This is a genomic window from Nostoc sp., from assembly GCF_036916735.1.
In the GTDB taxonomy this organism is placed as follows: Bacteria; Cyanobacteriota; Cyanobacteriia; order Cyanobacteriales; family Nostocaceae; genus Nostoc.
The window spans coordinates 129306-151592 of sequence record NZ_JBALFV010000101.1 but is presented as its reverse complement, the minus strand read 5'-3'; the positions used below and the strand labels follow the sequence as shown (position 1 = coordinate 151592).

Here is a 22287-nt window from a genome sequence, read left to right as displayed (position 1 = left end):
TATGTGGTAATGAGTTTACTCTTTAGTTTCTACAATAATTTTTACCTTGATATCACAGCAAAAATACTTACTAAGATATATCTTTAGGACTTACGCAAAAAACCTCTCAAACTCTTATTCCTCCGTGTCCTCTGCGTCGCGCAGCGTCTCCCCTTGGGAGACGCTGCGCGAACAAGTCGGGAAACCCGCAAGGGCGCACTGGCTTCTCTGTGGTTCGATTTTCCGTTGCTTGTGCGTAAGTCCTGATCTTTAGTCTTTAATTTTACACAAGTTGGGTATTTGCCGAGCAAAAGTATCCTGGAAATCAACTTGTAGTCTTTCACCACTGTCTGAGATATTTTAGCAGAGCAGATACACAGATTACCAAAGAAATCAACTAGTTTAAGACCATGTTTTAGATTACTTATTTTAATTCAAAAGAATTACTTTTGTTTTACCAAATTTACTGTATGTAAATCTAGATTAAATACTTGCTAAAACCTATTACCAACAATGGTATTGGCAATTTTGTTGGACAGGTACGTGTAGGTAAAATTCCCTTTTACAAAAGTTTTTTGGGGAAGCAATCGGACAATAACTGCCAAATGTTACGGATTGCAACGTATAATGAGAATCGACAAAACCATTAAGAAATATTGAAGGGCATTAGGGTTAAATGCGAGTAGCGATCGCGGGTGCTGGTCTAGCAGGACTTTCCTGCGCGAAATATCTCACGGACGCAGGTCACACTCCCATTGTCTTGGAAAGCCGGGACGTATTGGGTGGTCTTGTTGCGGCGTGGAAAGACTCTGACGGCGACTGGTACGAAACCGGGTTACACGCCTTCTTTGGAGCATATCCGAATATGCTCCAATTGCTCAAGGAGTTAGGCATTGAAGATAGACTCCAGTGGAAAAATCATACGTTGATTTTCAATCAACCAGACAAGCCTGGGACACTCTCACGTTTTGATGTTCCAGATATTCCATCTCCTTTTAATGTAATTGCGTCGATTCTTCGCAACAAAGACATGTTGACTTGGGAGCAGAAGATTCGATTTGCAGTTGGCCTACTTCCAGCAGTGGTTCGGGGTCAGAAGTATGTTGAAGAGATGGACAAGTACAGCTTCTTAGAGTGGTTAAAGAGGCAAGGTGTTGACGAGCGGGTAACTAGTGACGTTTTTATCGCCGCATGTAAAGCACTCACCTTTATCAATCCTGATGAAGTTTCGGCAACAATTCTGTTAACTGCACTGAATCGCTTTCTGCAAGAACGATATGGCTCCAAGATTGCATTTTTAGATGGTTCTCCCACAGAACGTCTATGCAGCCCGATCGTAGATTACATCACAGAACGCGGTGGAGAAGTGCGGTTGAATTCCCCCTTGAAAGAGATTTTGCTCAACGCCGATGGCACCGTTAAAGGATACTTGATTCGAGGCTTAAATGGGGCAGAAGATGAAGTTATCACAGCAGATTCCTATGTATCTGCCATGTCGGTTGATCCTCTGAAGGTGATGTTGCCTAAACCTTGGAAGCTTATGGAGTTTTTCAAGAAGCTAGAAGGTTTGGAAGGAGTACCAGTGATTAACCTGCATTTGTGGTTTGACCGGAAACTTACAGAAATTGATCACTTGCTTTTTTCGCGATCGCCCCTCCTAAGCGTTTATGCTGATATGAGCAATACCTGCCGTGAATACGCCAACCCCAATCGCTCAATGCTGGAATTAGTTCTAGCTCCGGCAAAAGATTGGATTGCCAAATCTGATGAGGAGATTGTGGCTGCAACGATTGCTGAGTTGGAAAAACTTTTCCCCGACGACTTTGGGGGAGACAATCCAGCAACATTGCTAAAATCTCATGTGGTGAAAACGCCGCGTTCAGTTTACAAAGCGACCCCTGGTCGTCAACAGTACCGTCCCGCACAAGTTACGCCCATTGCCAACTTCTATCTAGCCGGAAGTTATACTATGCAACGCTACTTAGGCAGTATGGAAGGTGCCGTACTTTCTGGTAAGCTGACAGCGCAGGCCATTTCTGAGGCTCTCCCGGTAGCAAATTCCTCAAACCTGCAAACGCTCACCCGACCGCCCGCAACGAATGCTGCAACTGCCTGATTCCCCCCCGCGCATGAAAACGCTGGTCTCTGTAGACGAGTCATACAAACTTTGTCGGCATCTCACAGCAAAGTATGCCAAGACTTTTTACCTGGGTACTTTGCTCATGAGTGCGGTAAAACGTCAATCTATTTGGTCAATTTACGCTTGGTGTCGCCGTACAGATGAATTGGTAGATGGGCCCGCATCTGCTATTACCACGCCAGAAACCCTAGACCTATGGGAACAGCAGCTGGAATCGATTTTTGCGGGACAGCCATTAGAAAATTACGATGTCGCTTTAGTTGATACCCTCCAGCGCTTTCCGATGGACATTCAGCCCTTTCGGGATATGATTGCCGGTCAGCGCATGGACTTATATCGCAGTCGTTATGAAACCTTTGAGGATTTATACCTTTACTGTTACCGCGTTGCTGGCACTGTTGGCTTAATGTCAACAGCAGTTATGGGTGTAGATAGCACTATATATACCGCTCCGTGGTGCCAGAACAAACAACCTTATGTTCCCACAGAAGAAGCGATCGCTTTGGGAATTGCCAATCAACTTACCAACATCCTGCGGGATGTGGGAGAAGATGCCAAACGGGGACGGATCTACATTCCCCTTGAGGACTTGGCAAAATTCAACTATACCGAGCAAGATTTCTTCAAAGGTGTGGTAGATGATCGTTGGCGGGCACTCATGCGCTTTCAAATTGATCGGGCCCGCCAATTCTATAACACATCCGATCGGGGAATTACTTATTTAGCATCCGATGCGCGTTGGCCCGTGTGGGCAGCATCAATGCTGTACGGTCAGATTTTGGAAGTTATTGAACACAATGATTATAATGTGTTCAATCAACGGGCTTACGTTCCTCAGTGGAAAAAGTTACGCACTTTGCCCCTGGCTTGGATGCGATCGCAAGTCCTTTAAAAAATTAGTCATTTGTCCCTAGTCCTTAGTCCTTAGTGTTCTATAAATAACTAATGAGTAATGACTAATGACCAATGACTATTGACTATTAAAAGTAAGTCTGTTAATATTATTATTCGTGAGTCATGGAGAGGTGGCTGAGTGGTCGAAAGCGGCAGATTGCTAATCTGTTGTACGGCAGGCAACTCCGTACCGAGGGTTCGAATCCCTCCCTCTCCGTTTTCCACCCTCTGATACACAGAATATACTCTGTGTAATGCAATAATATTAATCTATTGGTAAATATTTCTACTCCCAAAGATGGATGATATGATTTATCCTTTGGAGTCCTGATAAGATCCAGCTAACTTACATATATAGTTTGCATCTTACTTTTAGGCTCCTAAATATCTGAGGAGTAAAAATTACTGATGAGAAAAATTAGTGCCGTCTTAACCTTCAGTATAGCTACCCTAGCAATTGGGTTTTTAGTTGGGGCTTGTGGTGATCATAGTACCCCCAATGGCACAGCTAACACCGGAAGTACTGCTACCCCAGCAGCAAACTCAACTACTACAAGCAGTGATAAAGGGTTAAAAATCGGTTCCTTGCTACCGACAACAGGCGACTTGGCATCTGTCGGACAGCAGATGCTAGGTTCCGTCCCTTTACTTGTCGATACAGTCAATGCTTGCGGTGGGGTGAATGGTGAACCAGTTACCTTGGTGCAAGTAGACGACCAAACCGACCCCAGAGCGGGTGCTGCTGGGATGACCAAACTAGCAACTTTAGATAAAGTGGCAGGTGTAGTTGGTTCCTTTGCCAGTAGCGTTTCTAGTGCAGCAGTCTCCATTGCCACGCCGAATAAAGTCATGCTGGTTTCCCCTGGTAGTACCAGTCCTGTCTTTACTGAAAAGGCCCAAAAAGGCGACTATAAAGGCTTTTGGGCGCGAACTGCTCCCCCCGATACCTACCAAGCACTAGCTTTAGCCCAACTTGCCAGAAAAAAAGGTTTTAAGCGAGTTTCTACAGTTGTGATTAATAACGACTATGGCGTTGGTTTTGAAAAAGCATTTGTCCAAACTTTTGAAAAATTGGGTGGAACCATCGTTAATAAAGATAAGCCTGTCCGCTACGATCCAAAAGCCCAGACATTTGATACAGAAGCGGCTGCTGCTTTTGCTGGTAAACCAGATGCAGTCTTGGCAGTACTGTACGCGGAAACTGGTAGTCTGTTCTTGAAAGCTGCTTATCAGCAAGGTGTAACTAAGGGAGTGCAAATTTTACTGACGGATGGAGTAAAGTCACCTACTTTTCCCGAACAAGTTGGCAAAGATGGTGATAAATATATTTTAACTGGAGCGATCGGTACAGTACCCGGTTCCGATGGTAAAGCACTAGAAGCTTTCAACAAGCTGTGGAAGGATAAAAAGGGTGGTGCGCCAGGAGAATACGCTCCTCAAGCTTGGGATGCTTCTGCTTTATTGACATTGGCCGCACAAGCTGCTAAAGAAAATACAGGTGTTGGTATAGCTAGCAAAATCCGTGAAGTTGCTGATGGGCCTGGCACGGAAGTTACCGATGTCTGCGAGGGATTGAAGTTACTTAAAGATGGTAAAAAGATTAACTATCAAGGAGCCAGTGGAAACGTAGATGTTGATGCTAACGGCGATGTCGTTGGTGTTTACGATGTTTGGACAGTAGGAGACGATGGCAAAATCAAAGTAATTGATAAAGTTACCCCGAAGTAAAAAGTTAGGAGTGGAGAGTTAGGAGTTAGGAGTTATGAATTAAGAGTTGGGAGTGAAGAGTTATCAGTGAAACATTACTAACTCTTAACTCCTAACTTTTTACTTTTAAAAGCCAGTAAAGTTGTAACCAACTCCTAACAACAAGCCAACATCAGTTTCATCGAAAAATCCGGCATTCACAGCAGCCGTTGCTGTGAATTGAGGAGTTAGAGGCACATCAATGCCACCAGTTACCAAAAAAGCAAATTGCGAATCATCACCAGTTTTGTAAGCTGCACCTACTCCAACGTAAGGTGCGATCGCTAACGGTTCGCTAAAAGCATCTGCTGATTTGAAGGTAAAATCATAGGTGACAGGGAGTAAAATTGTGGTGTTATCCCCAAATACGGCTGAGGGTCGCACCGATATAGCATTTGTCAGTCCAATTTTGCTGACCACTGCGAAGTTCCCATCGCCCAAAGATGTGTCACCACCACTCAAACCAATGTTAGCAGCGACGCCAATATAGCTGCTGCCGCCACGAGTAGTTCTACCTAAATCAATATCCGATTGCGCTACTTTAGGAGCGGATGGTTGAGAAGTCGTTTCAGAAGTCGTTTGAGAAGTAGGTTGCACAAACTTAGAGGTAAGCGTTGCAGATGAGGTTGCCACTGTGCCTGGAATGGGTGTAGGCGTTACACTGGCGTTTTCCTGTATCGCAGCGTTTGGGGACTGCTGTACCTTAGCTAAATTTGTTGCTGTAAATTTTTCAGTTGTTTCTGTAGAGAGATTTTGGCTTACAGTGTCTAGTTCTGTACTAAACTCGTTGGCAGACGCTACGGTTGCGGAAGAGTCAGTTAATGCTTGACTGCTCACCTTGTCAACTGTCTGGCCACTTGCAGATAAGCCGCTACTCAGGACTGTAAGAGCAGCTATACTTGGCAACCAAAAAACACCTTTACGAAAAAAAATAGTATTCACGTTCACTCCTAAAACAATATTGCCACGAAAAATAAAGGGTTTTGTTGATTAAAGTCAATCAATTTGGGCAATACTCAAAATTTAACATCAAAAAATTGGTTTTTCCATTCTGACTTTACTGGATTTATCTAGTTAATATTTACTATCAAAAAAAATATAAATACTATTTTTTAAATATCTGGAATTTGGCAGATGACAAAAATTATTTTTGCTTTATACATAGAGTCTATTTTTTAAGAACACCATTAGGATTGCGAAAACTGTTAACAAAAAACTTAGCTTATATCAACACCTAACTCTTTTAGTTTTTGTGCTAACTCCGTAGTACAAGAAAAAAGGAGATATTCCAAGTAGCAACTACAAAATAAGGGCTTCCCGTAGCCTATAGTTGGTGTATTTCCGTCATGCTGTACTAGAAATTGCGTTTTGTAACAAAAAAAGTTAATTGTAAAGTTATATTACGAAGCTTGCAAAAATATTTAGAAATTGTCTACAAGGCAAACATAGTTCTAACGTAGAACCTATTAGGAGAGACTTGAGGCAAATGTGATGAGCGGAAATAATATTCAAAAGTATCGGTTTGTCTGTACCCTGACTTTTGGTGACATCTACGGTCAAATAATTGTTTGGTTGATTACAATTACCCTAAGTTTGGCATCAGCCTTGGCGCTTATGGGTGCCAAGCGGCCTGTGTACGCTTTAGCAACAGCTGGCCTTGTCGTTCTGCTATCGCTACCTTTCTTGTTGTTTGCGTTTGTCACTACCTTGTTAAATCATATTGAAGTCGCTCCTGTAGGACCTGGAACCAAAATGGAACCCATACCAGGTAATGTGTCTCAGCAGCAACCTGTACAAGCGAGTAGCTGAAGAGTTAGGAGAGACGCGATTAATCGCGTCTGTACAGGAGTTAAGAGTAGAGACGCGATTAATCGCGTCTGTACAGGAGTTAGGAGTTACAAGTGAACACCTAACTCTTCATTTTTAACTTTTCACTCGTAATTTTAAAATTTGTAATAGCATCCCTGTCTATAGGCAGGGATTTTTTTGTAAAAATGTAACGTACTACCTGATTAATCACCTCTCTACAATAGAACAGCAGTGGTATGCAATTAGGGGCTAATTATGCTGGAACACGATGTGATTATTGTCGGGGGTGGATTGGCAGGATGTCGCGCTGCTGTAGAAATTGCCCGTACTGACCCTAATTTAAATATTGCTGTGGTTGCCAAAACTCACCCAATTCGTTCCCACTCGGTGGCGGCTCAAGGTGGTATGGCTGCATCGCTGAAAAATGTTGATTCAGAAGATAGTTGGGAAGCACATGCTTTTGATACTGTCAAGGGTTCTGATTACTTGGCTGATCAAGATGCTGTAGCAATTCTCGCCCAAGAAGCGCCAGATGTGGTAATTGATTTGGAACATCTCGGCGTTTTGTTCTCTCGCTTACCGGATGGGCGCATTGCCCAACGGGCTTTTGGCGGACATTCCCACAACCGCACTTGCTACGCAGCTGATAAGACCGGTCATGCGATTTTGCACGAATTGGTGAATAACCTGCGGCGTTATGGGGTGCAAGTTTATGAAGAATGGTATGTGATGCGTCTCATTTTGTCAGAAAATGAGGCCAAGGGTGTGGTGATGTTCCATCTTTTGGATGGACGTATAGAGGTAGTGCGAGCCAAGGCGGTGATGTTTGCCACAGGAGGGTATGGTCGCGTTTATAACACTACCTCTAATGATTACGCTTCTTCTGGGGATGGTTTGGCAATGACTGCGATCGCAGGTTTACCTCTAGAAGATATGGAATTTGTCCAGTTTCATCCCACTGGTTTATATCCGGTAGGTGTGTTGATTTCGGAAGCAGTGCGGGGTGAAGGGGCGTATCTAATTAATAGTGAAGGCGATCGCTTCATGGCTAATTATGCACCCAGTCGCATGGAACTGGCTCCTCGTGATATTACCTCACGAGCGATCGCTTACGAAATTCGCGCCGGTCGTGGTATTCATCTCAATAGTAGTCCTGGTGGCCCCTTTGTTTATCTGGATTTACGCCATCTGGGCAAAGAAAAAATTATGAGTCGCGTCCCCTTCTGCTGGGAAGAAGCACACCGTTTGGTAGGTGTTGACGCGGTAACTCAACCTATGCCAGTCCGCCCGACAATTCACTATTGTATGGGTGGTATCCCAGTTAATACCGATGGGCAAGTCCGCAGTAGTGGTGATGGTTTAGTTGATGCCTTTTTTGCTGCTGGCGAAACATCTTGTGTTTCTGTACATGGGGCGAATCGTTTAGGGAGTAATTCTCTGCTGGAATGTGTCGTTTATGGCAAGAGAACTGGGGCTGCGATCGCGCAATTTGTCCAAAAACGTAAGTTGCCTTCTGTAGATGAGCAACGCTACCTAAAAGAAGCCCAGCAACAAATCCAAGCTTTGCTAGAACAACCAGGAAAGTATCGCATTAATCAAGTCCGCCAAGCCTTCCAAGATTGTATGACAGAGTATTGCGGTGTTTTCCGCACTGAGGCCTTAATGAGTGAAGGACTACATAAACTAAAAGAAATTCAACAGCAATATCCACAAATTTATTTAGACGACAAAGGAAGTTGCTGGAATACGGAACTTGTGGAAGCTTTGGAATTGCGAAGTTTGATGGTAGTGGGACAGACTATTTTGGCATCAGCCCTAAATCGCCAAGAGAGTCGTGGCGCTCATTTCCGCGAAGATTATTCCGAGCGAGATGATGCTAACTTTCTCAAACACACAATGGCTTACTATTCACCAGCCGGAATTGACATTCAATATCGCCCTGTGGCGATTACCATGTTTGAGCCAAAAGAGCGGAAGTATTAACTGGAGTTTTGGGGGTAGGGTGATATAAAAATTTTCCTATTTCCCCACTTTCTATATAAATTTTTTATTTTATATATAAAATATAACTGCTTTTAAAGTCACTATCAGACTTTACTTTACCAAAAAATGTTTTAAAGCCATAAATATAAAATAGATGTTATAAAAACCTCACTGCATATCTTTGCACCGAGGTTTTTATAATCTTAAGTCTTACAGCCTATTTTTGAGTCCAAAAGAGTTTACCCTTTTCACCAGGATGTGCTGCTCCCTCTTTATTACGCCACTCGAAGTATATTTCAATTGGTAATTTTAGGTTTTTCATCAAGTGCAAAGTGTTACGCCATGCAAGATTTGCATCTACTCCCTGCACTGAAATGTTTGCCTTTGGTAGATAATGAAAACCATCTTCATTTTTTTCATCTTGAACGACATGGAAGCGGGTAAGTTGAATCAAATCCTCTATGGACATCCCTTGTTGAATAGCAATTTCGTGCGCTTTATCCACAATTCCATTCCAATTTGGCTTATCAATTTTCTGATCATTAATTAACGCCCGTAGCACTTTGGTGTGGCGCAGGTTGCTAGGAGTATCGGGGTCGAGAATTTTACAATCCTTTGTTTCAGAATAATTTCCAGTTTTAGAATAATCTTCTATTTTATAGTCTTGCTGAGATTTTTGACGTGCCTCATGTTCATTCAATAGCTTCTCAATAACAGTAAGAAGTGTGTCCTCTAAAGGGATAGCAATGGCTTGAAGCCGTTTGTAAATAGGATCGGGTATTGTAACGACTGGCATCATATTTTATATATTAAAAATTTGATTATATATAATATAGCATAAATATTTTTTACAACAATATTTATTTATATTTACAGTAAGTCTTTTACGGTATGGTGGAATTCGCTATGATAATGAATAACAGTGTATGCCTAATGTAGAACAGGCTCTTACCTGCCTCAGAGTATGCCAGATGCTCTCAAATGGATATCAGCCTATCCATGTATTTCGGTACAATCAGAATACCAAGACAGTATTTATCCTTGCTGGTGTAACTGAGAGCCTGGAAATTCTGATTTTCCAAGATGGTCAATGGAAGTTTAACGATGACGAAGCCTGACTTTAGCAGAATGAGCCGTCAAGAGCTAAGAGCCTACGTTTTGGCTCATCGAGAGGATGATGATGCCATTGAGGCTTTAATTAAACGGGGAAATCCTCATAGTCTAAAATATCCATTTCCTCAAACTGAAGAGGATTTCAGCGAAATGGAAGAGATACTTAAGAGAAAACTGGGTAGCAGGCCAGAAGCTGTCTAAAATGTCTTGGTTATAGTAAGAGAGTTAATTAGTAATAGCAATATTGGTCATCTATCCAGCTTTGTCACAACTTGTCTGGGACAAAGCATTACTAGTTGATTGCACCCTAATACTGCGTTGCAGGGAATAACTGATTCTCGTATCAGTCGTATATTTGATATTATTAGCGACTACGGAATTTGCCGTTAGACGATTAAAAATTGTGGACAGATGTAGTAACTCACTGATGTAAAATCCTGAAGATAGGAAAAGGTGATTAACAGAGTTTCAATACAATGGCACAGGATAGGAAGTCAACAGTTGTAATCACAGGTGCCTCTTCAGGGGTTGGTTTGTACGCTGCCAAGGCTCTTGCTGAAAGGGGCTGGTACGTAGTGATGGCTTGTCGGAATATAGCGAAGGCACAACAAGCAGCACAATCTGTGGGAATCCCCCACCAAGGTAGCTACACTATCATGCATATCGACCTTGGCTCAATGGATAGCGTTCGACAATTTGTGAAGAACTTCCGGGCAAGCGGGAACTCTCTAGACGCTTTGGTGTGCAACGCCGCAATTTATATGCCTTTGTTAAAAGAGCCACTGCGAAGCCCAGAAGGCTACGAGTTAAGTGTTGCTACAAATCACTTGGGACATTTCCTTTTGTGCAACCTAATGCTAGAGGATCTTAAGAAGTCATCTTCACAACCAAGGCTCGTGATTTTAGGAACTGTCACCCATAATCCAGACGAACTGGGTGGGAAGATTCCACCGCGTCCCGACTTGGGCGATTTGCAAGGCTTTGCAGAAGGATTTAAAGAGCCAATCTCGATGATTGACGGCAAGAAATTTGAACCCGTCAAAGCTTACAAAGACAGCAAGGTTTGCAACGTGCTGACTATGCGGGAACTGCATCGGCGCTATCACGAGTCAACCGATATCGCCTTCAGTTCTCTCTATCCGGGATGTGTTGCAGAAACGCCGCTATTTAGAAACCACTATCCTTTATTTCAGAAAATCTTCCCTTTATTCCAGAAGTACATCACTGGAGGATATGTGTCTCAGGAGTTGGCGGGAGAAAGGGTTGCTGAGGTAGTTGCCGATCCTGAGTACAATCAATCTGGTGCTTATTGGAGTTGGGGAAATCGTCAGAAGAAAGATGGTAAGTCTTTTGTTCAAAAAGTCTCTCCTCAAGCCCGCGATGATGAAAAAGGCGATCGCATGTGGGAACTAAGCGCCAAGTTAGTTGGACTGGCATAACCGAACAGAATGCAATAATTTGATTTTTACTTGATAATGACCTCTAAAGGTGAGGAAAGTGATGGCAAAGGTAAAACGCAGTGGTGGACAAGGTTTTGGGAAACCACTTAAACCACCTGGTATTGATGGTTCGTTTGAGTTTGAAGAACTTATTAACGGCAAACGAATCTTGGTAGCCAACGTAATTACAGATCCAGTCAAAGGGATTGGAGGTATGTTTAGACTGACAAAATTAATACCTCCCAATTCTTAAAGTTCGTAGGGTACGTTACACTCTGTTAGCGCACCGATGTTAATTGTAAAGATATGCGAGAAATTATCTAACCATTTTCGATAGAAACTGCTATGTCTTCCCTAAAGGCGCATTCCCAAACGCTATATGACACGGATTACCTGCAATGGATACAAACGACTGTGGAAAAATTGCAAAGTCATGACTACACGAACGTGGACTGGGAAAACCTCATCGAAGAAATTGCTGACATGGGAAGGAGTGAGCGTCGAAGCCTCAAGAGTAATCTGATTGTAATTCTAGTGCATTTGCTCAAATGGCAATTTCAGCCTGAAAAGAGAAGCGGTAGCTGGGAAGGAAGCATCATTGAACATCGTAGACGTGTCAAAGAAGCTTTAGATGATTCACCTAGTCTCAAATCCTATATTGAGAGCGTTTTTGCAGAGTGTTATGCACAAGCGGTTAAACAAGCAAAAGCTGAAACTGGTTTGTTAGTAGAATCCTTTCCTCTAGTGTGTCCATATCAATTACTAGAAGTCACAAATGATCAGTTCCTACCTTAGTAAGCAATGAATCAGCCTGTCTCTTTAAAGTTATACCTCTATATGCCTTACTCTTGACTTATATTTATAACAAATGTATAATTTACCTTCATAGAAGGGGAGTAGCTGCTGGCAAAAAATATAAAAGCCAGTATATCTGAATCAACATACTGGCGATGAGCCTGGTTCAGATGGCAAGTAATCAATATTTGAAAGCGAGACCTTCACTAAGTTCACACCGAAAAGTGTAAACTTGGTGAGGTCTTTTGGTTCTCATCAAGCTTCACATCGGTAAACGATTCTTCAGGAGCTTGAGAGAGTGTTAACAGCTTTTACCGCAGCTTTATTATTAATAACAGTTTCAGAGCTAGGCGATAAAACATTTTTTATTGCTGTAATTTTAGCAATGCACCACTCGCGGCGGCTGGTATTTACAGGTGTGACAGCTGCTTTAGCCGCGATGACAATCCTTTCGGTGCTATTTGGACAAGCGGTATCTTTATTGCCAAAAGTTTATATTCATTACGCCGAAATAGCTTTGTTTATCGCCTTTGGAATCAAGCTGTTATATGACGCTAGTAAGATGCCTCTTGCTGCTTGTGATACAGAAGTTGTAGAAGAGGCGGAAGCTGCGGTGAAAAAGGCAGATTTGCAGTTACCAAAGCAAAAGACTTCCTTAGCAATTATTATAGAAGCCTTTATATTAACATTTATGGCAGAGTGGGGCGATCGCACCCAAATTGCCACCATTGCCCTAGCCGCAGGTAATAATCCCATTGGAGTGACAATAGGGGCAATTTTAGGACATACCATTTGTGCTGCGATCGCAGTTATCGGCGGCAAAATACTTGCCGGACGAATTTCTGAGCGTCAACTCACCCTGATTGGCGGATGCCTGTTTTTAATTTTTGGTGTTGTTGCTGCCATTGAGGGAGTGTGAAGGAATGAAGCAAGGGAGAAATCAATTCAAAATTCAAAATTTAAAATAAAAGAACTTCTGCCTCCTGTCTTCAGCAAGAACTGCCTCCTCTGTGCCAATTCCCAATCCCCATTACTTCGGAGGATTTTTCAATGAAGGCGTGGGAGATGCAACAGGATTAGAGATGGGGGAAACCGTAGCTGCGTTCTTAATTTCATCTTTGTACTGAGGAGGTGCTAAAGCTGCGGCGCTATCAAACAAAAGTTTTGCATCTGCGTCTTTGCCCTGTTGTTTTAAGAGCATCGCTTTGGCCACAACGGGGCGAAAATCTTTGGGATCTTTCTTAATTGCTTGGTCATATACAGAGCTAGCTTGAGCATAGCGTTTCTGGGAAGCGTGAACAGAACCTAAAAGCACCTGCACAGCTACTGTATCTACACTTCCAGGCTGAATTGTATTTGCTTGAGCTGCCTTAGAAAGGGTTTCTTGCAGCAAACCAATAGCTGCTTCCGGGCGTTGCTGACTGATTAACAAAGCTACCATTCCTTGCAAAGCTTTCAAATCGCCTGGTTTCGTCTCCAAAATCGAGCGATAAGCTTGAGCAGCTCCTTCGCGATCGCCGATTTGTTGTTTGGCTTGAGCTAATAGCACTGAATATTCTGACTGTTCGGGATTCAGCTTGGCTAACTTTTCTAAAGGTTCAATGACAACTTGGATATCAGCTGGTTTAACCTCACTTTTTTCTTTTTGACTCAGTAATTGTAGCCGCGCCTGCAATAAGCCCTTAAGTGCAGTTTGATTTTCTGGTTCCCTTTGCAAAACCAGTTCATAACCCCGTACTTCGTCTTCCAGTTTTGATTTTTGGTCAGCAGAGGTCAAAGTGCCTCTGGTACTAGCGGTATTCTGGTTTGAGGGTGGCGTATTATTAAATGCTCCAATTATGGGAATCACCGAAACACCCACAAAAGCAAGAATTGCCACTGCCAAGACGACTTGAACTATCCAACGATTGCGCGGTTGAGACACAGTTTTGTCTTTCTCCTAAATTTTAATGACATTATCATTTACACAAATCGTAAAGTTAAAAATTTCCAAAACTTTGCGGAATACCGCCAATTGCCTGTGAATTTTATAACAATTAACTATTTACACTGCTAAAGTAAGTGATGACTTTAGGAGGAGCCGTCAGAATTGTAGCTATGATATGCTTCCCAAACTAGTGTAAAGGCGCTAAATTACACGTTTAGTGTTTATACACTCAATTTAGCGCCTTTAGTATTGTATAGAGTACCCTAGTGTGACTTTGTGAAAAGCAAATATACTTTCATCAGTCGCACAAATGCTCTTTCCAGCTGCCTTTGTAAAATCCCACAATGGGATGTGTCTGTGCCGCAAGGAGTTTTTATGAATTCCGACCTGATGCCGTTGCCTGAATCCTCCAATTCTTCTGCCTCTAACCAGGGCCCAACTAACATAGGACCAGCTGCTAATGTTCACATAGCAGCCAAGTCCTCTAAACCTGAAGATCCGCCTGTTAACTCCATTGAGACTGACTCAAATGGGAACTTAGTCAATCGACAGCAACCGATTCCACCTCCTAGTGAGCCGATGCAATATCGAGCGATCGGGTTAGTTAGGGGTCGCTATCATGCTAGTAGCGAACAGTTTACTCAAGGTACGCTACTGACTACAGATGGTGTAGAACTCAATGCCGTCCTCCTAGGCCGGATTATGAGCTTAGTCAAGAATCATTTAGACTTAGAAAAAGAACATTTGTGGGTAGTATATCCACGTACAAGACAAGAGAATGATACCTTGCACATCCAAATCGTTGGAGTTTGGGAGCCAGAAAATCTGGCAAAAAACTCAACAGATGAAGACGATTCAGACTTGGAGTTGCAAGAGTTAAAGACACCCGATGATGGCTTATCCGAAAACTCTCAACTAAGTACAATTTCCGTAATTCCCTCATCAGAAGTTGCAGATGGTGGTTTTTCTGTTCGTGGTGAGGTAGTATACCAATCTTTTGACGCTAAGAGCTTAGTAGTCAAAATTAGGCAGGCTGCACGCAAACCAACTGAGAAACCCAAGTATTTTAAGTTGAAATTGAGGGGTGTGCTGACCACCAAAGCAGTAGGAAAGTTCTGGGACTTCCAAGCCAAGCGAGAAGCTGACGTTTTGATAGTAGAAAAAGCTGAGGCGATCGCTGACTTGCCCAAAAAACGCAAACCACCATTCAAAGGTGGGCCTCGTGCTGGCGGTGGCGGTGGTGGTGGGAGAAAACCATTCCCCCCTAGACGTAGTGGCGAAACCCCACGTCCTATCAAGAAAACAGGCGCAGGCGGCGACTCCTCTATAGTGTCAAAACCTATACCTAAAACGCCTACTCCTAAGCCCATTAAGCGACCGAAACCGACTCAAGAGTAGGGAATTGGGAATTGGGGATTGGGATTAGGGATTAGGTACTGGGAATTTAGATTAAATATTAGGGTTCAACTAATTTTTTCCATTCCCCATTCTCCATTCCCCAATTTCCATGATCAAAAATCTGTCCGCCGATCTTGGGGTAGAAAAGATCGCTCCATTGGAATTGAGGAAACTGGTTCTGTTAAGGTAAATGTACCTGCTTCTATCCACTTTTTCAACTCTAGGGCGACTTGCCTAGAAAAAAACAAACTCGCTAAGGGGGCAGAGCGTACAGCTTTGCCCTCAATGGTGATCCGCCCGGATTTGAGTTGGGCGTAACTCACCAAACCAAAAGTAGGACGAACGCGCCGAGGAATGGAAAAATCCACTATTGGGGCTACCAAGTCTTGATCTTGGACGGCACAGTGTTTAATTACTTGTTCATTTAATACAGGCAGTGGTACACCAACACCTAACATCAATGAAGGGCCATAACTTTTGAAGTAACATCCCCGCACCCAGTGAGCATCCATTTGCTTGGCATCACCAATTAAAGCTAAAGTGGCAGAAGGTCCAATCGGTGTACGATTAGCTAAACGCTTTTGTAAAGGAAAGTGCTGAGTGCCTTCCCAAGCGACATAACCAATACCACCGCCTAAAAAAATTCGAGTACCTATACCAACGAGCTGTAAATCGGGATCGTTGAGTAAGGGAGAAATAGCACCAGGGTTAGAGTAAACAGCATTCCCCAGACGCGGTTGTAAAGGACCGAGATAGGTAAATAGGGGGCGATCGCCACCATTTACACCAACAATAAAATTTTGATAAAGATTGCGCGGATTGAATAAATAAAACTGATTAATCGTTTCACTGGTAATTGTAGTTTCAAAAGTTGCTCTTGGATAACAATCTGTTACCTGTCCTTGCGCTTTTACATATATAGATTTACCAGCGATCAAATCTTCGATTATATGACCGCCGCCGCGTTCTCGGACTTCTTCTCCCTCCGTCGTCTCCACAGCAGAACTCACACCCAAATATAAATCTACTGCCCCAAAACCAGAATATGCTGGTACACCATCTAACCAGCACCGACGAATTTTTATCGGTGGATCAGTGTGTCCGAGATTGATAATCGCACCACTTGATTCCATCGGCTCAAATGTGCCAGTGGTAATTACATCAACTTCTTTAGCAGCTTTAGTAACACCGATTTCTACAACTCGTGCTTTTAATTCTTCAGTTGTCAACACTACCGCACGTTGGCGGCTGATTTTCTCATTAATTTCTGCAATTGTTCGCATTTTATCAGTGCTAGCGTTTCCTGCTGTCTTCCTTTTTGAAGGATATCTTGATAAATCAAAGACTTTTGCATAATTTCCTCTGGATTTCTTCTGGAAATTATTGTCGCCAATCTCTACGCGACTGCTCAACATCCCAGATCGGATTAAAATTCACAAAAAAATAATTCAAGTATTGCAAAGTTCAAATCATATATTTTTTGGGAACTGCACGATTACTATGTAAAAAATATTTTTTATATCTACGTAAAATCACTATAGTAAAAGTCTTGCATTATCAATCAAATGTATGTATGGTTAGGATTGACTAGTCTCTGGCAAACTTGTCCTAACTTCCACTCCTTGAAAGCAATTTTACTTGTTGCGATTCATTATATTCCTACACTCCACCCAATAACGAATTGAGTAAAATGCAATGACTACTTCTGAATTAGCTAATCTTGAGCAAAGAAACCAAAGTAAGATTTCCAATAGGATTGAAAATTTTTCTTTTCCATCAAATGAGAAAAAGTTGTTTAACTTGAAGGTAATTGAATATTTATTACTTGCGGCTTTTGTATCTTCTGGACTACTTATTATTTTTCTTTCAGATGATAAAACAGTTGTAATCTCTGGAGCAGTATCTCTAACTTTTGTGTTTTTTTTATTGCTGATCAATAGACAAGTATTTCAGAATTATAAGCAGGTCACTTATCAGTCTGAACTCACCAAAAAAGCTGAACTCTATAGTTATCTATTAACCAATCCTAATTCCTGGGATAAAGAGACACTGACTCTGACAAGAGGGAAGGCTTTACAATACAGCCAAGACTTGATAGACGATTATAAAAAAATTAGAAGTGTATCAAGGAACCTTTACTATAGTTTGCAAATTGCGACAGTAATTTTATCAGGAGTCACACCAATTTTAGTTCTAGTAGACAAATTAGAAGCAGGACAAACTTGGCTTAAGTGGCTCCCTGTAATTTGCCCAGCTATTGCTTCTATAGTTGCTAGTATAGTTACCTCTTTTCCTTTCCAGAAGAATTCACTTGCCGCTAACACAGCCGTTGAATTGTTAGAAGCTGAACAAGAGAAATTTATCTTAGGAGTTACTCTGCCTTATCGTTGTTATGATGTGTCTGAGGAAACCCAACAGCAACAAAAGGCAAGTCAAGCATTAGAATACTTTATTGTTCAAGTGAACAACATTCATCTCAACCAATTGCAACAAACAAGTGAGACGCAATCAGAGAAGACAGAATCAGCTTCATCTAATGAGTCAAACAAAGCAGGAGCAGAGGTAACGAACCAGAAGGACACCTGATTAACTAATTGTGGTTACAAATCAGTCAAGTATTGTTCGTGGTTATTGTTTCAAATAGGATGTCTTCAGATTGACTTGAAAGGTTAAGATTCCCGACTTCTAAAAAAGTCGGGGATCTTATTGTTATTTCACTCCAGCATTGCTTGTCCTAATCGCTTGCGAATCTGCAACACTTCACCCAACTCGTGTCATGGAGGAACCGATAGGCATTTTGGTGTGCTTTCCGTGTTAATGGTAGCTGATTTGACTAAAGGTAGAGGACGCTTTAATGTTACCCAAGGGATGCTCAACACTGCCATTGGTGTTGGTGCGGGTTTAAGCAATGTGTTAGCTAGGTTTGTGGTTAAAAGTGCTAGTCACAATGTTAGTTTTTTGATTTTAGCAGCGATTGACTCCCATAGCATTAGTAAGTTTGTTGATACAAGTTGGGTTACTGTTTTGGTCTACCGCTAACTGTCCTAACTTTCATCCTGGCTTATTATTGGATTTAGTCATTGGTTAGAAAGTAGGAGGTAGGAGTTATTAATATTATAATTTAAACTTTTTATAGCATTTCCTAATAATAACGAGGTATAGCTTAACCTTACCTCGATAAAACTGTACTTTATCTCCCCTCTTCTTAGTAAGGAGAGAGGTTGGGGGTGAGGTTTTGATGTGTACTTCATGCACCTGGGAACCGCTATATCAACAACCTATTAAGATTCAAATCCTTTGTAGATACTTAAGTGGCACATCACCCACTAACCAAACACCATTATTGGAACAATAGAAAATGTAACCCGCTTCATGCATTGCCGCAGCATATACAATAAAAATCACTGGTTTTCCATGTCTTGCACCTACAGCTTGTGCTGTAGAAATATCCCTAGATAAATGGACATGGTGTCGGGACATTTGGCAAAGTCCTGTTTGCATAATTGACTCTACAGATTTGTGTCCCGTGCCGTGATAAAGCACATCTGGGGGGACAACAGGTTCCAATTGTAAATCAACTTTTACACTATGTCCTTGGTTAGCACGAATAAGAGTATCTGTAGAGTCAAAAGAAAAGCGTTGTTTATCGTTGGATTCAACTACCACCTGTAATTCCTGACGGGTAATCGGAAACTCGTTTTTAGCACAAGCGGTAAGTAATTCATCAACAATAACCCAACCACCAGGAGCAAGTTTAATTCCAATTGCATCGGGTGTGTGTCGTAGATATTTGCTGAGATATTTGCTGATTTTGACTAGACGAGAATCATTCATGTGATTGTGGTCGGCAGTTTATATTACAATTTCATACTTATATATTACATAAAATTTTCTTTTTTGATATTCAGGTGGCTAGCAAAAAAAGAGGGCATAGCTAACTTGTCAAGTTGCCAATACCCTCACGTAGATAAACTAACTTTTTGCAGTAGCGTATAAATCTAAGTTAGTGCCTGAGCAACTGCTGCCGAAAGTGACTTGTTTGCTGCTTGCTTCAACAATTCGGCTTTATCGGTCTGTTCCCAAGGTAAGTCTAAATCAGCCCGCCCAAAATGACCGTAAGCCGCGACGTCCTGATAAAAACGTCCGCCTCGTTCACTTGGTAAGTTACGTAAGTTGAAGGTATGGATAATCCCTGCCGGACGCAGTTCAAAGTGCTTGTTGATTAATTCCAGTAAGGTTTCTTCATCCACTTTACCAGTGCCAAAAGTATCCACCAGAATGCTTGTTGGTCGCGCTACGCCAATAGCATAAGATAACTGGATTTCAACTTTTTCTGCCAACCCAGCGGCGACAATATTTTTCGCCACATAACGAGCAGCATAGGCAGCAGAGCGGTCTACCTTCGTGGGGTCTTTGCCAGAAAAAGCGCCGCCACCATGTCGTGAATAACCACCGTAGGTGTCAACAATTATTTTCCGTCCTGTCAGACCAGAGTCTCCCTGAGGGCCACCAACGACAAATTTGCCAGTGGGGTTGACTAAAAAACGTGTTTCCTGATTAGGCTTAATTTCAATGTCGCCAAAAACAGGTTCGACCACTGCTGACCAGAGGTCTTGTTTAATTTTGGCTTGTACAGCTGCCTCATCCGTGATTTCCCCAATATTAGCTGTATGTTGGGTGGAAATTAGAATAGTATCAATACCTACTGGGCGTCCATCTTCATAGATCACAGTTACTTGGGTTTTACCGTCAGGACGCAGGTATGACAATTCACCTGTTTTGCGGACTGCTGCCAATCGGCGAGCAATGCGGTGGGCGAGACTGATGGGTAAGGGCATCAGTTCTGGTGTTTCGTTACTGGCAAAACCGAACATTATACCTTGATCGCCTGCACCAATTTTGTCGAATAGCTCATCACTATCTTGCTGGCGGGTTTCTTGAGCTGTGTTAACGCCTTGGGCAATATCGGGTGATTGTTCGTCTAAAGCCAGCAAAACGCTGGTGCTGTTAGCAGAAAAGCCATTATCGGCATTGGTATAACCAATTTCGGCAATTTTCTGACGGGCGAGATTGACAAAATTCACATTGGCTTTGGTGGTTATTTCGCCAGTGATTAGCACCAAACCGGTATTAACTACTACTTCAGCAGCGACACGGCTGCTGGGATCTTGTGTCAGTAGGGCATCCAGAATGGTATCAGAAATCTGATCGCAGATTTTATCTGGATGACCTTCGGTGACTGATTCCGAGGTAAATAGATATCGACGAGACAAAGAAAATTCCTCCTGACTTGAGCTTTTTGGCTAAAGTAAATATTTAACGTGAGTTGGATGAACCTCTCCCTAACTTGAATTAAAGTTCAAGCCTGCCTCTCTCTGACTTGGAGAGACATGGTTTTGTGTAGTAAAACCTCTTAGAGATGTTTTGATTCGGCTTGTTAGGCGAACACCATATAAACCGTTGAACTCACATTAATTTATGAAATCATAACAACATTTATACTTCAGTAGTTAGTATCTTCTGAATATTCATAAAAACTACTAGCTATAAGGTAAGTATCTATAGAAAAGATAAATCGACGCTAATCATTTTGTAGGTATAATGTATCTAATAACACAAAAAAGGGACGCTTGGAAGCGCCCCAAAAGATATCATACAAACACTGTTGCTTTTAAACCTGAACCGCTAACTTTGCTTCCGTAGCTGTTAAGCGCTCATAGGCAGCACGCATTTTCAAACCGGTAAGCACTTGGAAGAAACCAGTACCATTATTGGAACCTGGGTACTCGCGGTGCTGGAGTAACAAGTGAGTCAATTCACCTTGATATTTAGTGGATGTATTGCTGAGATGGGTTTCGATATAAATCACTTCTTCCAAGTTGTCAAATTGACCATCGACCTCTAGTACTGAGACATAGCGGTCGTAGTAAACATCTGAACCGTAGTACAGTTGCATACCAGGGTAGGAACAGGTCAGCTTGCGTCCACAAGGAGTCCAATTGATTGTTGATCCTTCATCAAATAGGTAGGTTGGATCAAAGCCTTCCTTACCTTCGCGTTGGAGCATACGTACTCGCAAGACTCTGCGCTCCGTGTCGTTTTTGATCAAGTTTGTGGGTAATACTTGGAGAACCACATCGGCAAATTCTCTTTGTGGTTCGATAAATTTATCAAAGTCAGGTTTGCGGGAATTGATTTGCGCTAAGACATCTTCGTAGCGATGACCACGTTCAGCCATATCTCGTTGGATTTTCCAGGCAATTTTGACTTCATCGCTAATGTCAAAATAAACACTAAAATCGATTAGCGATCGCACCCGTTCATCATATAAAGGATGCAGCCCTTCAACAACTATGATGTGATTCGGCTCTATCCGCTCCGGCGGATCAATCAAGCCAGTTTCATGATTATAAATCGGCTTATCAATCGCTTGACCACTTTTGAGCGCTTTAATTTGCTCATACATTAGGTCAAAATTGTTCGCCCTGGGGTCTAGTGCCGTTATCCCAGTTTGTTTGCGTTGTATACGATCCAAGGAGTGATAGTCATCCAAGCAGATGACTGTCATTAAATCTTCACCAAACAAATCTATCAAACGGCGCAAAAACGTAGATTTACCGCACCCAGAGTCTCCGGCTACTCCAATCAGTACCACGCGTTCCGGCTTACTTGTCATAAATCTCCTCTAAAATACTAAAATTGTGTCAATAATTTTTCACACAGCAGATTCTGAAGCCAGGAGTTTACCGCTTTGGTTTATCCTGCGTTCTTGCTACCTAGCACATCTATAAGACACCAAGCAAGTAGGCAACAAAAGTAATTAAGTTGCTACTCGTCGGACTAGCCTGAATTTTGGTGCCGGTAAGTATTTAATCCTAGTGGTATATTTGATTTTAACAGAAGGGGGTATCCCATACAAGATTGCTCTCAAGAAGAATTAGGGTGGTTAATAATCATTTTTTTCTTGATTTAGTTGTTAATTTAAAAATGGGGATCAGCACCGTCCGTCAGTGTTGCGCCTTTATCAGTCCGCTACTTGTGACTAGGAACAAGACTATAAGGTA

21 protein-coding genes and 1 tRNA gene are annotated in these 22287 nt (G+C 42.2%); 15 read left to right on the top strand and 7 right to left on the bottom strand.

Annotation, left to right across the window (positions count from 1 at the left end; genetic code table 11):
- The first annotated feature begins 655 nt into the window (after nucleotides 1-655).
- From pds to V7L20_RS24150, 4 genes are all read left to right on the top strand, one after another.
- The gene (gene pds, locus V7L20_RS24165) at nucleotides 656-2095 is read left to right on the top strand and encodes a 15-cis-phytoene desaturase (protein ID WP_334746515.1); all 1440 of its coding nucleotides are present in this window, start codon (nucleotides 656-658) and stop codon (nucleotides 2093-2095) included.
- The gene (gene crtB, locus V7L20_RS24160; RefSeq protein WP_334746514.1) at nucleotides 2079-3011 is read left to right on the top strand and encodes a 15-cis-phytoene synthase CrtB; all 933 of its coding nucleotides are present in this window, start codon (nucleotides 2079-2081) and stop codon (nucleotides 3009-3011) included. The genes pds and crtB overlap by 17 nt, the downstream gene beginning before the upstream one ends.
- Nucleotides 3012-3138: 127 nt before the next feature.
- Nucleotides 3139-3230: transfer RNA gene (locus V7L20_RS24155), tRNA-Ser, on the top strand.
- A gap of 191 nt (nucleotides 3231-3421) precedes the next feature.
- Nucleotides 3422-4741, top strand: a complete 1320-nt coding sequence (locus tag V7L20_RS24150; RefSeq protein WP_334746513.1) for an ABC transporter substrate-binding protein — start codon at nucleotides 3422-3424, stop codon at nucleotides 4739-4741.
- Between the two features lie 105 nt (nucleotides 4742-4846).
- Here the strand turns inward: V7L20_RS24150 and V7L20_RS24145 are convergent, their stop codons facing one another.
- On the bottom strand, nucleotides 4847-5701 hold the full coding sequence (locus V7L20_RS24145; RefSeq protein ID WP_334746512.1) for a hypothetical protein: 855 nt from the start codon (nucleotides 5699-5701) through the stop codon (nucleotides 4847-4849).
- 549 nt (nucleotides 5702-6250) lie between these two features.
- Here V7L20_RS24145 and V7L20_RS24140 point away from each other — a divergent pair.
- The gene (locus tag V7L20_RS24140) at nucleotides 6251-6568 is read left to right on the top strand and encodes a hypothetical protein (protein WP_334746511.1); all 318 of its coding nucleotides are present in this window, start codon (nucleotides 6251-6253) and stop codon (nucleotides 6566-6568) included.
- Between the two features lie 255 nt (nucleotides 6569-6823).
- Entirely contained in the window at nucleotides 6824-8551 is a 1728-nt protein-coding gene (locus V7L20_RS24135) for a succinate dehydrogenase/fumarate reductase flavoprotein subunit (RefSeq protein ID WP_334746510.1), read from the top strand.
- 217 nt (nucleotides 8552-8768) lie between these two features.
- On the opposite strand, the gene V7L20_RS24130 is transcribed toward V7L20_RS24135, so the two are convergent.
- Nucleotides 8769-9350: a T4SS efffector SepA family protein gene (locus tag V7L20_RS24130; RefSeq protein WP_334746509.1), complete on the bottom strand. Its 582-nt coding sequence runs from the start codon at nucleotides 9348-9350 to the stop codon at nucleotides 8769-8771.
- 127 nt (nucleotides 9351-9477) lie between these two features.
- Here V7L20_RS24130 and V7L20_RS24125 point away from each other — a divergent pair, with 127 nt between their 5' ends.
- From V7L20_RS24125 to V7L20_RS24100, 6 genes are all read left to right on the top strand, one after another.
- Nucleotides 9478-9669, top strand: coding sequence for a DUF6888 family protein (locus V7L20_RS24125; protein WP_334746508.1), 192 nt, complete (start codon nucleotides 9478-9480; stop codon nucleotides 9667-9669).
- A complete protein-coding gene (locus tag V7L20_RS24120; protein ID WP_334746507.1) occupies nucleotides 9656-9865 on the top strand; it encodes a DUF6887 family protein in 210 nt (69 codons plus the stop codon). The genes V7L20_RS24125 and V7L20_RS24120 overlap by 14 nt, the downstream gene beginning before the upstream one ends.
- A 275-nt stretch (nucleotides 9866-10140) precedes the next feature.
- On the top strand, nucleotides 10141-11103 hold the full coding sequence (locus V7L20_RS24115) for a protochlorophyllide reductase (RefSeq protein ID WP_334746506.1): 963 nt from the start codon (nucleotides 10141-10143) through the stop codon (nucleotides 11101-11103).
- 61 nt (nucleotides 11104-11164) lie between these two features.
- Nucleotides 11165-11356, top strand: coding sequence for a hypothetical protein (locus tag V7L20_RS24110; RefSeq protein ID WP_334746505.1), 192 nt, complete (start codon nucleotides 11165-11167; stop codon nucleotides 11354-11356).
- Nucleotides 11357-11448: 92 nt separating this feature from the next.
- Nucleotides 11449-11898 carry a DUF29 domain-containing protein gene (locus V7L20_RS24105; RefSeq protein ID WP_334746504.1) on the top strand — a complete coding sequence of 150 codons (450 nt, stop codon included), beginning with the start codon at nucleotides 11449-11451 and terminating at the stop codon, nucleotides 11896-11898.
- A 298-nt stretch (nucleotides 11899-12196) separates the two neighbouring features.
- Nucleotides 12197-12817, top strand: a complete 621-nt coding sequence (locus V7L20_RS24100) for a TMEM165/GDT1 family protein (RefSeq protein ID WP_334746503.1) — start codon at nucleotides 12197-12199, stop codon at nucleotides 12815-12817.
- A 111-nt stretch (nucleotides 12818-12928) separates the two neighbouring features.
- Here V7L20_RS24100 and V7L20_RS24095 read toward each other — a convergent pair whose 3' ends face one another.
- Nucleotides 12929-13822, bottom strand: a complete 894-nt coding sequence (locus V7L20_RS24095) for a tetratricopeptide repeat protein (protein WP_334746502.1) — start codon at nucleotides 13820-13822, stop codon at nucleotides 12929-12931.
- Between the two features lie 378 nt (nucleotides 13823-14200).
- Between V7L20_RS24095 and V7L20_RS24090 the strand changes: the two genes are divergently transcribed.
- Complete coding sequence (locus V7L20_RS24090; protein ID WP_334746501.1) at nucleotides 14201-15223, top strand: hypothetical protein; 1023 nt, start codon at nucleotides 14201-14203, stop codon at nucleotides 15221-15223.
- A 113-nt stretch (nucleotides 15224-15336) separates the two neighbouring features.
- Here V7L20_RS24090 and V7L20_RS24085 read toward each other — a convergent pair whose 3' ends face one another.
- Entirely contained in the window at nucleotides 15337-16506 is a 1170-nt protein-coding gene (locus V7L20_RS24085) for a homocysteine biosynthesis protein (RefSeq protein WP_334746500.1), read from the bottom strand.
- A gap of 412 nt (nucleotides 16507-16918) precedes the next feature.
- Between V7L20_RS24085 and V7L20_RS24080 the strand changes: the two genes are divergently transcribed.
- Nucleotides 16919-17809, top strand: a complete 891-nt coding sequence (locus tag V7L20_RS24080) for a DUF4231 domain-containing protein (RefSeq protein ID WP_334746499.1) — start codon at nucleotides 16919-16921, stop codon at nucleotides 17807-17809.
- Nucleotides 17810-17929: 120 nt separating this feature from the next.
- The gene (locus tag V7L20_RS24075; RefSeq protein WP_334746498.1) at nucleotides 17930-18262 is read left to right on the top strand and encodes a hypothetical protein; all 333 of its coding nucleotides are present in this window, start codon (nucleotides 17930-17932) and stop codon (nucleotides 18260-18262) included.
- A gap of 249 nt (nucleotides 18263-18511) precedes the next feature.
- On the opposite strand, the gene V7L20_RS24070 is transcribed toward V7L20_RS24075, so the two are convergent.
- From V7L20_RS24070 to V7L20_RS24060, 3 genes are all read right to left on the bottom strand, one after another.
- Entirely contained in the window at nucleotides 18512-19057 is a 546-nt protein-coding gene (locus V7L20_RS24070; protein WP_334746497.1) for an RNA 2'-phosphotransferase, read from the bottom strand.
- Nucleotides 19058-19221: 164 nt separating this feature from the next.
- Complete coding sequence (gene metK, locus V7L20_RS24065; protein ID WP_334746496.1) at nucleotides 19222-20496, bottom strand: methionine adenosyltransferase; 1275 nt, start codon at nucleotides 20494-20496, stop codon at nucleotides 19222-19224.
- Nucleotides 20497-20894: 398 nt separating this feature from the next.
- Nucleotides 20895-21899 (bottom strand): phosphoribulokinase, encoded by a 1005-nt coding sequence (locus tag V7L20_RS24060; protein WP_334746495.1) that lies wholly within the window; start codon nucleotides 21897-21899, stop codon nucleotides 20895-20897.
- Nucleotides 21900-22287: the final 388 nt, after the last annotated feature.

Bases quoted from the DNA above. Each gene is read 5' to 3' on its own strand.
- pds (WP_334746515.1), top strand. From the start codon at position 656: ATGCGAGTAGCGATCGCGGGTGCTGGTCTAGCAGGACTTTCCTGCGCG.
- V7L20_RS24070 (WP_334746497.1), bottom strand. From the start codon at position 19,057: ATGAATGATTCTCGTCTAGTCAAAATCAGCAAATATCTCAGCAAATAT.
- V7L20_RS24135 (WP_334746510.1), top strand. From the start codon at position 6,824: ATGCTGGAACACGATGTGATTATTGTCGGGGGTGGATTGGCAGGATGT.
- V7L20_RS24090 (WP_334746501.1), top strand. From the start codon at position 14,201: ATGAATTCCGACCTGATGCCGTTGCCTGAATCCTCCAATTCTTCTGCC.
- V7L20_RS24140 (WP_334746511.1), top strand. From the start codon at position 6,251: ATGAGCGGAAATAATATTCAAAAGTATCGGTTTGTCTGTACCCTGACT.
- V7L20_RS24130 (WP_334746509.1), bottom strand. From the start codon at position 9,350: ATGATGCCAGTCGTTACAATACCCGATCCTATTTACAAACGGCTTCAA.
- V7L20_RS24120 (WP_334746507.1), top strand. From the start codon at position 9,656: ATGACGAAGCCTGACTTTAGCAGAATGAGCCGTCAAGAGCTAAGAGCC.
- crtB (WP_334746514.1), top strand. From the start codon at position 2,079: ATGCTGCAACTGCCTGATTCCCCCCCGCGCATGAAAACGCTGGTCTCT.
- V7L20_RS24060 (WP_334746495.1), bottom strand. From the start codon at position 21,899: ATGACAAGTAAGCCGGAACGCGTGGTACTGATTGGAGTAGCCGGAGAC.
- V7L20_RS24080 (WP_334746499.1), top strand. From the start codon at position 16,919: ATGACTACTTCTGAATTAGCTAATCTTGAGCAAAGAAACCAAAGTAAG.
- V7L20_RS24125 (WP_334746508.1), top strand. From the start codon at position 9,478: ATGCCTAATGTAGAACAGGCTCTTACCTGCCTCAGAGTATGCCAGATG.
- V7L20_RS24150 (WP_334746513.1), top strand. From the start codon at position 3,422: ATGAGAAAAATTAGTGCCGTCTTAACCTTCAGTATAGCTACCCTAGCA.
- V7L20_RS24105 (WP_334746504.1), top strand. From the start codon at position 11,449: ATGTCTTCCCTAAAGGCGCATTCCCAAACGCTATATGACACGGATTAC.
- V7L20_RS24085 (WP_334746500.1), bottom strand. From the start codon at position 16,506: ATGCGAACAATTGCAGAAATTAATGAGAAAATCAGCCGCCAACGTGCG.
- V7L20_RS24110 (WP_334746505.1), top strand. From the start codon at position 11,165: ATGGCAAAGGTAAAACGCAGTGGTGGACAAGGTTTTGGGAAACCACTT.
- V7L20_RS24115 (WP_334746506.1), top strand. From the start codon at position 10,141: ATGGCACAGGATAGGAAGTCAACAGTTGTAATCACAGGTGCCTCTTCA.